The 14,017-nt window shown below is 41.2% G+C and carries 15 protein-coding genes; 9 read left to right on the top strand and 6 right to left on the bottom strand.

What is annotated here, in order from left to right; genetic code table 11:
- Positions 1–75: 75 nt before the first annotated feature.
- A complete protein-coding gene (locus tag Q0017_RS03235) occupies positions 76–756 on the bottom strand; it encodes a hypothetical protein (RefSeq protein WP_298142613.1) in 681 nt (226 codons plus the stop codon).
- A gap of 175 nt (positions 757–931) precedes the next feature.
- Here Q0017_RS03235 and Q0017_RS03230 point away from each other — a divergent pair, with 175 nt between their 5' ends.
- A complete protein-coding gene (locus tag Q0017_RS03230) occupies positions 932–1,807 on the top strand; it encodes an energy transducer TonB (protein ID WP_298142610.1) in 876 nt (291 codons plus the stop codon).
- A gap of 26 nt (positions 1,808–1,833) precedes the next feature.
- On the opposite strand, the gene ybeY is transcribed toward Q0017_RS03230, so the two are convergent.
- Genes ybeY through miaB form a run of 3 tightly spaced genes read right to left on the bottom strand, consistent with a single transcriptional unit; the run spans position 1,834 to position 4,899 of the window.
- Complete coding sequence (gene ybeY, locus Q0017_RS03225) at positions 1,834–2,316, bottom strand: rRNA maturation RNase YbeY (RefSeq protein ID WP_298142607.1); 483 nt, start codon at positions 2,314–2,316, stop codon at positions 1,834–1,836.
- Positions 2,317–2,331: 15 nt separating this feature from the next.
- A complete protein-coding gene (locus tag Q0017_RS03220) occupies positions 2,332–3,402 on the bottom strand; it encodes a PhoH family protein (protein ID WP_298142604.1) in 1,071 nt (356 codons plus the stop codon).
- Between the two features lie 42 nt (positions 3,403–3,444).
- Positions 3,445–4,899 carry a tRNA (N6-isopentenyl adenosine(37)-C2)-methylthiotransferase MiaB gene (gene miaB / locus Q0017_RS03215; protein WP_298142602.1) on the bottom strand — a complete coding sequence of 485 codons (1,455 nt, stop codon included), beginning with the start codon at positions 4,897–4,899 and terminating at the stop codon, positions 3,445–3,447.
- A gap of 368 nt (positions 4,900–5,267) precedes the next feature.
- On the opposite strand from miaB, the gene Q0017_RS03210 reads away from it, so the two are divergent.
- The 5 genes from Q0017_RS03210 (at position 5,268) to Q0017_RS03190 (ending at position 9,702) form a co-directional block, all read left to right on the top strand.
- On the top strand, positions 5,268–7,157 hold the full coding sequence (locus tag Q0017_RS03210; protein ID WP_298142731.1) for a lytic transglycosylase domain-containing protein: 1,890 nt from the start codon (positions 5,268–5,270) through the stop codon (positions 7,155–7,157).
- Positions 7,158–7,165: 8 nt separating this feature from the next.
- Positions 7,166–7,798 (top strand): ribonuclease I, encoded by a 633-nt coding sequence (locus Q0017_RS03205; protein WP_298142600.1) that lies wholly within the window; start codon positions 7,166–7,168, stop codon positions 7,796–7,798.
- A 172-nt stretch (positions 7,799–7,970) separates the two neighbouring features.
- A complete protein-coding gene (locus Q0017_RS03200) occupies positions 7,971–8,957 on the top strand; it encodes a malate dehydrogenase (RefSeq protein WP_298142598.1) in 987 nt (328 codons plus the stop codon).
- A gap of 145 nt (positions 8,958–9,102) precedes the next feature.
- Positions 9,103–9,336, top strand: coding sequence for a DUF2789 family protein (locus Q0017_RS03195; protein ID WP_298142595.1), 234 nt, complete (start codon positions 9,103–9,105; stop codon positions 9,334–9,336).
- Positions 9,337–9,450: 114 nt separating this feature from the next.
- Positions 9,451–9,702, top strand: coding sequence for a DUF2789 family protein (locus Q0017_RS03190; protein WP_298142592.1), 252 nt, complete (start codon positions 9,451–9,453; stop codon positions 9,700–9,702).
- Positions 9,703–9,729: 27 nt separating this feature from the next.
- Here the strand turns inward: Q0017_RS03190 and Q0017_RS03185 are convergent, their stop codons facing one another.
- Together Q0017_RS03185 and Q0017_RS03180 are read right to left on the bottom strand one after the other, a co-directional pair.
- Positions 9,730–10,257, bottom strand: coding sequence for a hypothetical protein (locus Q0017_RS03185; RefSeq protein ID WP_298142588.1), 528 nt, complete (start codon positions 10,255–10,257; stop codon positions 9,730–9,732).
- A gap of 67 nt (positions 10,258–10,324) precedes the next feature.
- Positions 10,325–10,927 (bottom strand): 2OG-Fe(II) oxygenase, encoded by a 603-nt coding sequence (locus tag Q0017_RS03180; RefSeq protein WP_298142585.1) that lies wholly within the window; start codon positions 10,925–10,927, stop codon positions 10,325–10,327.
- Between the two features lie 114 nt (positions 10,928–11,041).
- Between Q0017_RS03180 and Q0017_RS03175 the strand changes: the two genes are divergently transcribed.
- Genes Q0017_RS03175 through Q0017_RS03165 form a run of 3 tightly spaced genes read left to right on the top strand, consistent with a single transcriptional unit; the run spans position 11,042 to position 13,875 of the window.
- Positions 11,042–11,899, top strand: coding sequence for a 23S rRNA (adenine(2030)-N(6))-methyltransferase RlmJ (locus Q0017_RS03175; RefSeq protein ID WP_298142583.1), 858 nt, complete (start codon positions 11,042–11,044; stop codon positions 11,897–11,899).
- A 50-nt stretch (positions 11,900–11,949) separates the two neighbouring features.
- Positions 11,950–12,774: a CDP-diacylglycerol--serine O-phosphatidyltransferase gene (gene pssA, locus Q0017_RS03170; protein WP_297426890.1), complete on the top strand. Its 825-nt coding sequence runs from the start codon at positions 11,950–11,952 to the stop codon at positions 12,772–12,774.
- A gap of 18 nt (positions 12,775–12,792) precedes the next feature.
- Positions 12,793–13,875 carry a DUF6670 family protein gene (locus tag Q0017_RS03165; protein WP_298142579.1) on the top strand — a complete coding sequence of 361 codons (1,083 nt, stop codon included), beginning with the start codon at positions 12,793–12,795 and terminating at the stop codon, positions 13,873–13,875.
- Positions 13,876–14,017: the final 142 nt, after the last annotated feature.

Raw genomic sequence — 14,017 nt, 5'->3', positions numbered from 1 at the left:
GATAAAAAATTTCAATTTGAGTGAAAACTGTAGCTTTATGTAGGTTGTGCTACCTAGTTGTGCAAAAAATAACAGTTATTTTTGCTTAATAGGCGTCACGCTATTGTCGTGGCTTACCTCTTCACTTGCTTGATGTGTGTGTTGTTCTTCAGATATTTTGTTCATTAATGCCATTAAGTTGACATTGCCCATTACCACAATTTGCGCTTCTCGTAGTTCTGCATGATTGATATTGACCTTGCTTAAAGTGTCAATAATAGAGCGGTTTTTACCTAACCAACGGTTTAAGTCTAAATACAGTAAATCATCTTTAACGTCGAGCACTTCAAATTTTTGTAAAATTGGACCTAAAGGATCTTTTTTTAATACTTTATGGTAAAAGAATAAGGCACTTTGTACGCCCCATTGGTACATTTTATTGGGATATTTGGCATCTAAAATTTGAGTATTGCTGATTTGCTCAAAGACAATCAATTGCTTGGTTTTATTGAGTTCCATTTGCAACAATTTTAAATCCACCGACAAGGTCAGTTGCATGCCTTTAACGTCAATTGACGCATATAGGCGTAGCCAATCGTCATGTAAATCAGCATGTAAATCTTTAAGTAGCCCAACATTATCGGTTACAAAGCGTTGAAACGTAGCATTTAAAAACACTTGCGACAGTGCAAATTCACGTTCATCTTCAATAAATCCTTCAGCCTTTTGGTACACTTGGCGAAGGCGGTTAGAAATATTGTTTATGAGTGATTGCATAATAGGAATCCTGGCTGTCGGTCATGATATTGATAATTTTTTGAGTGTAGCAAAATTCTGCTTAGGGTTTTAGGCTACAATAATGTGCTGTAATCTATAAAAATATCTGTGGCTATGCTGTTCTTATACTGTATTTCTGCACTTTAGGGAATTAGGCTTTTTGTCGGTTTAATGTATGCTAAAAAAAATGACACCCTTACAGCAGCCATGGTGGCAAGATCGGCTCTTTATGATGATGGTGGCATGCGCTGTGATCTTGCATTTAGCCTTGCTTTCGGTGCAATTTGCTATGCCAACCACACCCGATCAAGCCGTTAAAGAAATCGCGATTAGTATTCGTCCAAGCAGTGATCAAATTGAGCATAGCGATTTTTTAGCCCAAGCCGATCAACAAGGCGCGGGTACTTTTCGTGAAGCGCATCGTATTGCGAGCCAAAGCCTTGAGCGTCAATCTCATAGCAGTCAAGGTCAGCATTTGTCTGAACAGCACACTATTGAACAACAAGCACAGTCTAAAACCAGTCATGATCAACAAATTTTAATGACCACTTTAAGTTGGCAAAAACAGCATCAACAAGATCGGGTACAAGAAAAAGTTGACCAGTTGCAGAGTCAGTATCAACAGCAAGCGGCGATGATTGCCGGTATTGAAGCTGAATATTTAGAACAACAGCAAAATTTTAGCCGCCAACAAAAAATCAAAACTGTGAATGGGATTCATGCCAAGGCTGATCCTGCGGCAGGCTATTTAGAAAAATTTCGTAAGAAAGTTGAATTTTATGGCAACCGTGACTATCCGCTAGAAGCACAACAGTTAGGTTTGGCAGGCGAAGTACGCTTAATGGTGATTTTGGCAAGCAACGGCAAAATTATGGCGCTACGCTTATTGGAAAGTTCAGGTTACGCCGTGCTTGATGAAGCCGCTAAAGCTTCGGTACGTAAAGCTGCACCTTTTCCGCGCTTTGACGCAGGCTTACAAGACATTGAAGAATTAAGAGTGGTGCGTACCTGGCGCTTTGACCCTGCCAATGCAGAGTTTGAAGTGAAATAAAAAAGCGAGCCGAAGCTCGCTGGTTTTTAATCGTGTTCTAAATAGGGATTAGCAAGACCCAATTTGGCTAAAATCTCAATTTCCAAAGCTTCCATTTCTTCAGCTTCTTCATCTGAGGTTTCATGGTCATAGCCCATTAAATGCAGCGTACCATGCACCAACATATGGGTGAAATGTTCAAGCGGTGCTTTATGTTGCTCAAAGGCTTCTTCAAGCACCACCGGAATACAAATCACTAAATCGCCAATCGGGAAGCTGTCTAACACTGCCGCCATTTCATCAGGTAAATCGCTTGGAAAAGACAATACATTGGTAGGTTTATCTTTTTGACGATACTCAAGATTAAGCTTATGACTAGCTTGATTGTCTACACAGGCAATGCCAATGTCACAATCACTTTGTGTTTCGATGTAGCGTAGTGTGGTTTCTACAACTTTTTTGATATAAGCGCGCTTGAGTACAAGCTCAGGCGCGTTAAATTCTTGTTGTAGCGAGAGACTGATTTTCAAAACAGATCCTTTATCTTAATGCTGCTGATCAGCTTTGGCATCATTTTCTGCAACTAAGGCGTGTTGTAGGGCTTTGCGTTGCTCACGCTCGGCAGTACTTAAACGTTGCTGCTCACTGTCCCATCCTTCGTAGGCTTCAACAATTTTTTGTACCAATTGATGACGCACCACATCGCGAGAATGGAAACGTGTGATATGAATTTCTGGAATTTTATCAATGACACGTAAAGCATGTGCCAAACCTGATTGTTGACCGCGCGGTAAATCTACTTGAGTGACGTCACCGGTAATCACAGCACGCGAACCAAAACCTAAACGCGTTAAAAACATTTTCATCTGTTCAGGGGTGGTGTTTTGTGCTTCATCTAAAATCACAAACGAGTGATTAAGGGTACGACCACGCATATAAGCCAGTGGTGCAACTTCAATCACTTGGCGTTCAATTAGTTTAGCGACTTTTTCAAAACCGAGCATTTCATATAAAGCGTCATACAATGGACGTAAATATGGGTCGATTTTTTGAGTGAGATCACCGGGTAAAAAGCCAAGTTTTTCACCCGCTTCAACCGCAGGACGCACCAATAAAATACGCTGAATTTCGTTGCGTTCCAACATATCCACGGCAGCAGCCACGGCAAGATAAGTTTTACCTGTACCTGCCGGACCAATACCAAATGAAATGTCGCTTTGTAAAATACGTTGCACATAGCGTTTTTGGTTGGCACCACGTGGGTTAATACGCCCTTTACGGGTTTGTAACCACACATGTTCTAAAGCGCTGTGCTCCTCAGAAGTATCCTCTTGTAGCTCGCGATCGGTCTGACTGCCTTGGATCATAATATGCAAAGTATTGGCACTGATCGGTTGGCTTTCGGCTTCATCATGCAAGCTTTGCAACAGCACTTCGGTGCTTTCGACTGCTGCAATTTCCCCATCGACAAAAAAACTGTCACCACGATGGGAAATTTGTACATTTAAGCGTTGTTCAATTTGCTTTAAGTGACCGTTATATGCACCCAGCATATTTTGTAAACGGTCCATTGAAATGCCGGGAAAATTTACTGTACGTCGAATCGTTGCAGTCAAGAGAATTCCTTTAGATATCGTTATTATGGCAGTAGCTTTACCTTACGCCACGTCAGGCTCAAGATTCAAGAGCTCACCATAAACTAAATTTAAAGTTTTAATCTCAGTGATTTCAATCTCAGCAAAACGACCCACCCATGATGGATCACCAATAAAGGTCACATAACGGGTATTGTCGGCTGTACCAACCAAAAGATTAGGATCTTTATCAGAGACTTTTTCAATTAATACACGTTGAATACTACCGAGCATCGCATCTGTTTTATCAATACTTGAGCGTTTAATCCATTGTTGAACTTTGGCTAAACGATCTTTTTTCACCTCTTCAGGCGTGGTATCTTCAAGCTCTGATGCGGGTGTACCCGGACGCTTTGAATAGATAAAGCTATACGAGTGATCAAAGTCTAAATCTTTGATAAATTGGAAAGTTTCTTCAAAGTGTTCATCGGTTTCGCCAGGGAAACCAATAATAAAGTCACTGGATAAATGCATATCCGGACGCACGGCACGTAATTTTTTGATCTTTTCAATATATACATCAATGGTGTGGTTGCGCTTCATACCTTGCAATACAGCGTTTGAACCACTTTGCACTGGTAAGTGTAAATGCGACACCATTTGTGGCAAGTCACGGTAGCACTGAATTAAATCATCGTTAAATTCAAGCGGGTGCGACGTGGTGTAACGTAAACGTCCAATGCCCGGAATTTCTGCAACAAGACGTAACAAATCGGCAAAGGTACAAATCTGCCCATCAAAGGTTTCGCCACGATAACCATTGACGTTTTGACCCAATAAAGAAATTTCACGCACACCTTTTTCAGCTAAAGTGGCAATCTCAGCCAAGACATCATCTAAAGGACGTGATACTTCTTCACCACGGGTATAAGGCACCACGCAGAATGAACAGTATTTTGAACAGCCTTCCATGATTGACACAAAAGCTTTATAACCTTCCACACGGGGTTCAGGTAAGAAATCAAATTTTTCGATATCAGGAAATGAGATATCTACCAATTTAATTTTTTCTTTTTTTGGCTTTTCAACTTGATCAAAATGTTGATCGAGCATTTGTGGTAAACGGTGCAAAGTTTGTGGACCAAATACCATATCTACATAATTGGCACGTTTTTGAATGTTATCGCCTTCTTGCGATGCCACACAGCCACCCACACCAATAATTAAATCTGGATTCTTTTCTTTGAGCTTACGCCAACGCCCAAGCTCTGAGAATACTTTCTCTTGGGCTTTTTCACGAATAGAACAGGTATTCATGAGCAAAATATCGGCGTCTTTGGGGTCTGTAGTAAGCACGTAACCGTGCGAATCGCCCAACAGATCTGCCATACGATGACTGTCATACTCATTCATCTGACACCCTTGGGTTTCGATATACAGTTTTTTCACTGATCCATCGACTAAGGTGTGCTGTGGCTGGGTAACAGTGTTTTCTGAGGCAGCTGGGGCAGCAGAAGGAGTGAAGGTTTGAACCGTCATGTAGGCTCCTAATAATAAGCAAATAAAGCACGGCGCATTTGGGGTTTAAACCCACAATGTGGCAAAATTACCAAGCCATGCACGTGAAATGAAAGGCGCATATTTTAACAGGAAATTTTAGCAAACGGACAGCGCTAATTGGCTTTGGCATCAGATTGATTTATGGATAAAAAATGTCTGAAAATTAATATTGCGTAATCATCAGGTTACACAACTCAACACAAGATGTGATTCAGACTCATTAAACTAACCAAAATGATGAGTAAAATAACTCAGGCGATACCCACATGATCAAGCAGCAGCGTATGTCTACCTTCAGCACACACAAAAAACATTTAAAATGGACATTAGGGGGCGTGGCATTGGCAATGGCAGGCTGTGCTTCGGCTGCAGATGAACAGTTTCATGACGCACTACGCGCTGCCAACGCGGGTAACACCGAATTGTTAAGACAGTATCAGGTGTCTATGCAAAATGATGTGTTGGGTTATTATCCTGAATATTGGTTGCTTAACCGTAATTTAGCCACGCAAAGCCCCAATGCGATTATGAGTTTTGCACAGCGTTATCCTCATTCTGCGATGGCTGAGAAACTCAGTGCCGATTATGTAGAAGAAAAAGTCAAACACAGTGATTTTGTCAGTGCTGCACCTGTGTTGCAATATGTCAGTAATGCCGATCGGGCAGAGAGCTGTGCGATTGCACAAGTGCGTGCCCAAACAGGCGATCCTTTAGTATTTGCAGAATATAAAGATGTGTGGCTGACCACTAACACCCAACCTGAATCTTGTAATGGCTTAGGACGTATGATGCTGTCCAGCCCACTCATGACAATCAAAGATCGTGAGCAGCGTTTATGGGTGCAATTGCGCGCAGGTCAAGCCGGTCAAGCGATTGCCACAGCGCAAAGTATGAATGTAAGTTTAGCACTTGCGCAGCTCAATCAAATTCAAGCCAATCCACTTAATTATTTATGGTCAGCTCCCAAAGTGAGCACTGCCGATCATGCTTATTTAGTCTATGCCATGGGGCGTTTGGCCGATAGTAATTTAGAAACAGCATTGTCTTCAGTGCAACGTGCAGCCGAGGGCGTGCCTCAAGATGTGCAGCGCGCTTTATACCGCGCCGTGGGTTACATTGGTGGCACAACGGTCATGAAAAATAACTTTAAACCTGAAGTGATTCAGTATTTAGATGCCAGCTACGGTTTGCCATTTAGCCCAGAAGAATCTGAGATTTATGCTCGTCAAGCGATTCGCTTTAGCAATTGGGAAGGGGTAATTCGTGCTATTGATGGCATGAGTGTCAATCAACGCCAAGAAGATCGTTGGCAATATTGGTTGGCGCGTGCTTCTGAACAACGTGGCGATAAACAATCTAAACGTATTGCACAAGAAATTTATAAACGCTTAGCACAAGGTGATGATTACCATAACTTACTTGCACAAGAGCGTGTAGGGCAGGCGGCTAAGTTGCCAATAAGCGTAGAGCCAAGTCAAAGTGATGTGATGCGTTTAAGTCAAGATATTCATTTTAATCGCGCTTTTAATTTGCGTCAGATTGGTGCCAATGACAGTTATGTCAATCGTGAGTGGAATTGGGCGGTGCGCCAAGCCTATTTAAAGCAAGATGATGGTTTGTTATTGGCAGCTGCTAAACGCGCCACCGATATGAGTTGGTATGACCGCGCCATTTATGCTGCAGATCGTACACATCAAAAACATAACTATAATTATCGTTATGCGATGCCACACAAAAATTTAGTCACTCAACATAGTTATAGTGCAGGGATTGATCCGGCGTGGGCATATGGCTTAATGCGCCAAGAAAGTCGTTTTAATACCGCAGCTCGCTCACATGTTGGTGCAGGTGGCTTAATGCAAATCATGCCAGATACTGCAAAATTAGTGGCTAAAAATATGGGTGAAGCCTATAACCCTGCGGCTTTAACCGACCCCAATACCAATTTACGTTATGGCACATTTTATTTGTCTATGATTCAAAAGCAATTGAGTCAAAATGCTGTATTAGCGACAGCAGGCTATAACGCAGGACCAAATCGTGCGCGCCGTTGGCAGCCAGAACAACAGGCTTTAGCTGCTGATCAATACACTGAATCAATTCCTTTGTTAGAAACGCGTGACTATGTCAAACATGTGATGACTAATGCTACCCACTATGGTGCATTGTTGGGTCAAGGTTTAAAACCACTGAGTCAACGTATGCCAACCATCCCAATGCGTATGGTGAGTCCATAGGTTTGAGAATGAATGCTGTAAAATATTGGTCAGGCATTGCAGTAATGGGCTTATATGGTTGGAGTCATGCATATGCGGGTACTCCAGCCACCGGCTATGTCATGCATATTCAGCTGACCCCTGCCATGTGTGATTTAAGTGCCACTGAAAGTAAAAAACGTAAATGTTTAGAGGGCTACTCGCTCAACATTGCAGGTTTGTACCCTGAAAAAATATCTGCGCATTGTCAGAGCAGCTCTTCAGCAAATTTACCGCTGTTACAGGCTAAAGTTGTGGCACGCGTAATGCCAGATGAGGCGGCACGCGTGCATTTATGGCGCAGTATTGGGGGGTGCGTTCCTATGAATGCCAGTCAATATTTTCGTACAATTATTAACTATGCCGACCATTTGAAAGTTCCTAATGATTTATCTCATGCTGAGACCTATCAGGTCTCGGCGGCGTATATTCAGCAACGTTTTAGTAAGTTAAATCCAAGATTGCCGGCTAAGGCGATTCACTTTCAGTGTCAGCAACAGCGTAAAAGTAGCTACTTAACTGAAATTCGGGTGTGCTATAAGCCCAATGGTCAATACAAGGCTTGTCCTGCTGATGTGCAGTCAAATTGTCCAAGTCACTATTACATAAAAGGTGCGTACTGAGTTTTTTGGCAAATTTATTTATATTTCCTATCATACTTTTGGTGAAATGCATTGCCTTTTACATGCATCTGTCAAAGTATTGGAGTACAATCTTTGCCGTTTATGCTTATTAAGATTAAATACAACTGCTATTTAATCATTATGATGACGATCCTCAATTGGAGATAATTACATGAAGCAACCTGTTCGCGTTGCCGTTACTGGCGCTGCTGGTCAAATCGGTTACAGCCTATTATTCCGTATCGCTAGCGGTGAAATGTTGGGTAAAGACCAACCAGTTATTCTTCAATTATTAGAAATTCCTGTTGAGAAAGCTCAACAAGCGCTTCAAGGCGTGATGATGGAACTTGATGACTGTGCATTCCCACTTTTAGCGGGCATGATCGGTACTGATGATCCTAAAGTTGCGTTTAAAGATGCTGACTACGCGCTTCTTGTAGGTTCACGTCCACGTGGTCCTGGTATGGAACGTGCTGATCTTCTTAAAGTAAACGGTGAAATCTTCATCGGTCAAGGTAAAGCACTCAACGAAGTTGCAAGCCGCGACGTTAAAGTTCTTGTTGTAGGTAACCCTGCTAACACGAATGCTTACATTGCAATGAAATCTGCGACAGATCTTCCTGCTAAAAACTTTACAGCAATGTTACGTCTTGACCACAACCGTGCGTTAACTCAACTTGCTCAAAAAGCAAATGTTGCAGTATCTGACATTAAAACAATGACTGTTTGGGGTAACCACTCTCCAACCATGTATGCTGACTACCGTTTTGCAACTGTAAACGGCGAAAGCTTAAAAGACAAAATCAACGATGCTGCTTGGAATAAAGATGTGTTCCTTCCAACTGTTGGTAAACGTGGTGCTGCGATCATCGAAGCACGTGGTTTATCTTCTGCTGCATCTGCTGCAAACGCTGCAATCGATCATATGCGTGATTGGGCGCTTGGTACAAACGGCGAATGGGTTACTATGGGTATTCCTTCTGACGGTTCTTACGGTATTCCTGAAGGCGTAATGTTCGGTTTCCCTGTAACTTGCGAAAATGGCGAATACACGATCGTTCAAGGTCTTGAAATCGACGAATTCAGCCGTGAGCGTATCAACTTCACTCTAAATGAGCTTGAAGAAGAACGTGCAGCAGTTGCTGACATGCTTAACTAATTTAGCGTTAAGCTAAGTTAGAAAAAGCACTCCTCTTGGAGTGCTTTTTTTGTACAAAAAATAACATGCAAATCTATAATATTCAGCATAAGCTCAAAACGCCACATGTTAATTTGAATACCCATAAAGCTGAGGAGCTGTTTGAATGTTAGATATGGATGTAACTCAAGAATTACTATTTCAACAATTGGGTTTAGACAGTAGCCCAGAGGCAATAGAGCAATTTATTGCTACACATCAATTAGATATAAATACCCCTATGCATCAAGCTGACTTTTGGACAACATCACAAAAAGATTTTTTAATTAGTCATTGGAAAAAAGATGATGAATGGGCAATGGTGATTGACCAACTCAATGAACAAATGCACGCACAGTAATTATTGCTCACAAAAACACACAATAAACCTAGTCAAAGTGCTAGGTTTTTTTTAAGCTTTCTTATAAGTTATAAGAATAATAAATTAAAGATAAACTGATAAGAGGCGCTCATTATGCAAACTAAACCATCTTTAGAGCTGCTATTTGCCCAACTTGGCTTGGCCAACAGCCCTGCTGCCATTGAACTTTACGTACGTACGCATCAATTGCCTGCAAGTGTGTCTTTACATGACGCAGCATTTTGGAATAAAGGACAACGTTCTTTGCTCATTAGTCATTTGGTGCAAGATGATGATTGGGCAATTTGGGTCGATGAACTTAATCAGCAATTGCATATGGATGCACACAAATTACAAACTGCATAAAAAAATGCCTCAAGTGAGGCATTTTTTTTAGTGCAGTTTTTGCTTTAACACGTTCATAAACCACGCTTGTTCGCGATATGCGCTAAAACAAGGATGCTGCTGTACCAGTTCAAAGTCAAAGTCTTTGCGCTTACTGTATTTGGTCAACCAATGACGTGTCATGGCAGGTTCTTCTTTAACAGCCGAAGCATATGCTAAAAAGAACAACACATCGCCGTGATCTGCATGGCTTAAGGGTTTCATGATTTGTTGAGTAATCAAGGCATAACGCTTTTCACGCGTGAGCTCAAAATACAACATATAGGCTTTGGCCAAATGCAGGGATAAATTGAGATAGGTATCCAGTGGCATTTCTTCAAATTCAACGCGACCTTGTTCAAGCAGCACAATCGCTTCTTGTAAAAAGTGATGCTGCTCTTGGGTCACACAGCTTAAAGTGACCAATTGTAAGCGTAGATCGCCACGTTCTAAGGCAAGCTCAGGAGTATTGCCTTGTAAGAACAATTGATCTGTCTCACCAATACGTTGAATAATCTGTTTGGTGGTCATACGCATTGGCTGATTCCTCAAATGTTTTGCAGTGTGTTAGCTATTATGAGGTTGCTTTTCAAAATTTAAAGCACTAAAGCATACTGTGGTCGCTACGTAACCAAGCGGTAATGGATAAACGCTGCTGTTGCGCGGGTAAAACTTCATGTAATAAATCACTTTGAAACAAGGCAATACGATTGGGCTGAGGCTGAATAATATGCCAATTGCCGTGTTTATCTTGTAAGCGTAGTTGCCCGCCAAAATCATCTTGCCAAGTTTGGTGTAGATAATAAACGCTTGAAATCATACGGCCATTTTTACCTTGAGGGTTGTCACGATGCAGTGCATAAAACTCCCCCGCGTTATAACAGGCAAAATGCGCCTCTACATCTTTAATACCTAAATAAAATGCGCGGTTCAATTGTTGTGCTAATGCCAATAAGGTTTGACTGTGTTGATCGGCAATTGTAAATTCAGGACCGAGCCATAAAATATGATCACTGCGAATATCACTGACCACGCCATTTTGAATGGCCGCTTGGCGAAATTGCTGTAGATGCTGTAAACATTCGCCCACTACAGCATGTTGATATTGTTCTGAATAAGCAGCGTCAATTAACGTAAAACCATGTTCATCTAAATCATCTAAAATACGTTCAATATTCCAATGAACCGGCAGTTGTGTAACTTGCATAGATCAACTCACGCAACATGATAAAAGAGGTGAGCTATTCTAGAGCAAGAATCGGCTCGGAAAGAAATACTTTTTCATGCTAAAATATGCATTGATCTTAGGAATGAAAGAAACATGAATTACCGACACCATTTCCATGCAGGCAACTTTGCCGATGTCATGAAGCACGTTTTATTGCTTCAGATTTTGACTCGCCTCAATCAAAAAGATAAGCCATATCGTTATATCGATACGCATGGCGGTGCGGGTAAATATGATTTATCAACCTCAGCTGCACAAAAATCAGGTGAGTTTCTTACCGGTATTCATCGTTTGGTGAAACTAGATGAGTCAATTAAACGCAATGCGCCTGAGGGTGTAAAACAGTATTTAGATATTGTTGAAAAAATGCGTGAAGGTTCAGGCAAAGGTGCATATCCAGGTTCGCCGTGGTTTGCTTTAGAAGGCATGCGTGAAACAGATAAAGCCACGATTTTTGAAATGCAACGTGATGTGTTTCAACAGCTTTATATGAACATTCGTGACCGCCGTGCAGGTTTACACGAGCGTGATGCCTACGAAGGTTTATTGGGTGTAATCCCACCTAAAGAAAAACGTGGCATGGTAATGATTGATCCGCCTTACGAACTTGAACGTAAGGATTTCCCACAGTTGGTAGAATTAATTGTAGCAGCTTATAAAAAGTGGCCTACAGGTTGTTTTGCCATTTGGTATCCAATTAAAGACCGTGCCATGATTGAACGTTTTGAGAAAAAAATGTTTAAAACAGGTATTCGTCGTCAGTTGGTTTGTGAAGTATGTGTGTGGCCAGATGATACACCAGTGGGCTTAAATGGCTGTGGTTTGTTGGTGATCAATCCACCTTGGAAATTCTCTCAAGATGCCGATGAAGCTCTACAGTGGTTATTCCCGCATTTACGTATGAGCGAAAATGGCGGTCACGCAGCAGTACGTTGGTTGGTTGGCGAATAAGCACCAACCCTTAAGTTAGAGATACATGGTTACACTTAGGACAGAAAATAATGACAAATCAATCGAAGCCTGAAGGAGAATATAGTTCTCAAGATCACGATCATGATGGGATTACCTTTGAAGTGGTGGAAGAAGAACAAACTCAAGAAGGGCAAAAGGTGAAACGTCGTGGAATCTATCTGTGGCCGAACCTGATTACAACCGCAGCGTTGTTATCAGGCTTTTATTCAATTATTGCCAGTATGAATGGCGAATTCCAACAAGCCATTTATGCAATTTTTGTGGCAGCCTTGTTAGATGGTTTAGATGGGCGTGTTGCGCGTGCCATTGGTGCGCAAAGTGCGTTTGGCGAACAATTTGACTCACTCTCAGATTTGTTGGCTTTTGGTGTTGCGCCTGCCATCTTAATGTACAGTTGGAGCCTAAATGATCTTGGTCGTTTAGGCTTGGCAGCATGTTTTGTCTATACCGCTTGTGCAGCGTTTCGTTTGGCACGTTTTAATGTGCAAATTGGTGTGGTCGATAAACGCTATTTTATTGGAGTTGCAAGTCCACTTGCGGCCATCATCATGGTGACTTTGGTTTGGGTGGGTTTAAATACCCCTGAAATTTTTGATTTAAGTGATATTGGTGTGCAGACCTTAAATGCGGTGTCTATTGTAGTGGCAGGTTTATTAATGATCTCCAATATTAAATACTATTCGTTTAAGACTGTAGATCGTAAACGTGTGCCATTTGCTGTGTTGCCGATTGCTGTGTTTATCTTGGCTGCAATTACTTATAATATCCCTGTGGGTATTTTGGTACTTTCTGTGATTTATGCATTATCGGGTTTTGTCACCACCTTTATGGCGAGAAAAAACCCTGTGGCATAGCAAGAAAAGGAGCTTGATATGCAATTGTTTCAGGATTTAATTAATCGTGCTAAACAATTTAATCAGGCTCCTACATGCCCCAAGCAGCTACATGCCCAACAAGGGCGTTATAAAATTATTCATCAAGCACTTAAAATCCCCAATCTTCCCGCACCATTACATTATCTTAATTTTTATAGCCTGATTGGGCAGCCACGCGCCCCGATTTTTGAGCAATCTCATCTTAATATCACCCAACCTCTTGATGTAGCAACAGTATTGGTGAGTACCAGTATGCATAGCATTGGGCATTTTCATGCTTACGATATAAAACAACAATTTGAATATCAGGACAGCCTATTTAACTTTGATGGACGTGAAATCTTGTCAGCTCATTTGCCTGATATACATTTCACGCGTACCGACGATGAGCTTAGCCTTGATTTGAATATTGAAACTTTAGATTCAGGACAGTGCTTTTATCAGCTGCCTTGGTCATTGGGACAATTTTGGTCATTAAGTTGCCAATGTGTTGGTCAGCTACATTATGCAGGACAGACCTATCCGATTAACCAACGTGGTGTTCTAGAATATGCACGTAGTATGAACTTTGCGTATTTTCCCTTCGCATTTTATGTGTATCAGCTTATTGAGTTGAGTGATACACAGCAAATTATGCTGTTGCAGTTAAGGGATCAATTTAATTCAATCTTGTATTCACGTTTATATGTAAAAGACTTTGAATCTGATCAAGTCCAAGTATATGACCGGCATCTTGAGCTGCATATTGCTCGTGTTTATCCCTTAGTGAAAACACCTAACCATCAAAGTATGTATTTGCCTCGTAATTTTCATTGGCAACTCAACGATGCCAATCGAGTAATAGAAATTGCAGGAGAAAGTCGTGGAGATTTTAAATTTGGGTTGGGTGCAGGCTTTGTGGGGAGTTTTAGTTATCGGGTTGTTTTAGATGATCAAATTTTTGAAGGTGAGCATGCTTATTGTGAATATATTGACTGTCGCAGTTTGAAGTATCAAGAACTTAATCATCCTCAGAAAATAAGCGCTCAAATTGACGAAAGGATGAGTACAGTCTTTAAAAACACCAAAAATGATGAATAATTAGCCAATTAATCACTTTTAGTTATCTTTTTTTGTTTTAGGGGCTTGTTTAACTCAAAAAACTATCTATAATCGCCCTCCATCAGCAGCGCTTGTTTAAATTAATTAAAAAAAGTGTTTGACTCTTTTAAGATTAAGAGTA

Origin of the sequence: uncultured Acinetobacter sp. (assembly GCF_947624825.1) — a bacterium.
Taxonomy (GTDB): Bacteria; Pseudomonadota; Gammaproteobacteria; order Pseudomonadales; family Moraxellaceae; genus Acinetobacter.
The sequence above is the reverse complement of the archived record's forward strand: the minus strand, read 5'-3'. Positions and strand labels throughout refer to the sequence as shown.

What these genes read in the sequence shown, in the direction of transcription:
- Q0017_RS03165 (WP_298142579.1), top strand. Translation starts at nt 12,793, where the DNA reads ATGCAATTGTTTCAGGATTTAATTAATCGTGCTAAACAATTTAATCAG.
- Q0017_RS03185 (WP_298142588.1), bottom strand. Translation starts at nt 10,257, where the DNA reads ATGCGTATGACCACCAAACAGATTATTCAACGTATTGGTGAGACAGAT.
- miaB (WP_298142602.1), bottom strand. Translation starts at nt 4,899, where the DNA reads ATGACGGTTCAAACCTTCACTCCTTCTGCTGCCCCAGCTGCCTCAGAA.
- pssA (WP_297426890.1), top strand. Translation starts at nt 11,950, where the DNA reads ATGACAAATCAATCGAAGCCTGAAGGAGAATATAGTTCTCAAGATCAC.
- Q0017_RS03200 (WP_298142598.1), top strand. Translation starts at nt 7,971, where the DNA reads ATGAAGCAACCTGTTCGCGTTGCCGTTACTGGCGCTGCTGGTCAAATC.
- Q0017_RS03195 (WP_298142595.1), top strand. Translation starts at nt 9,103, where the DNA reads ATGTTAGATATGGATGTAACTCAAGAATTACTATTTCAACAATTGGGT.
- Q0017_RS03210 (WP_298142731.1), top strand. Translation starts at nt 5,268, where the DNA reads ATGGCAGGCTGTGCTTCGGCTGCAGATGAACAGTTTCATGACGCACTA.
- Q0017_RS03235 (WP_298142613.1), bottom strand. Translation starts at nt 756, where the DNA reads ATGCAATCACTCATAAACAATATTTCTAACCGCCTTCGCCAAGTGTAC.
- Q0017_RS03190 (WP_298142592.1), top strand. Translation starts at nt 9,451, where the DNA reads ATGCAAACTAAACCATCTTTAGAGCTGCTATTTGCCCAACTTGGCTTG.
- Q0017_RS03175 (WP_298142583.1), top strand. Translation starts at nt 11,042, where the DNA reads ATGAATTACCGACACCATTTCCATGCAGGCAACTTTGCCGATGTCATG.
- Q0017_RS03205 (WP_298142600.1), top strand. Translation starts at nt 7,166, where the DNA reads ATGAATGCTGTAAAATATTGGTCAGGCATTGCAGTAATGGGCTTATAT.
- Q0017_RS03180 (WP_298142585.1), bottom strand. Translation starts at nt 10,927, where the DNA reads ATGCAAGTTACACAACTGCCGGTTCATTGGAATATTGAACGTATTTTA.
- Q0017_RS03230 (WP_298142610.1), top strand. Translation starts at nt 932, where the DNA reads ATGCTAAAAAAAATGACACCCTTACAGCAGCCATGGTGGCAAGATCGG.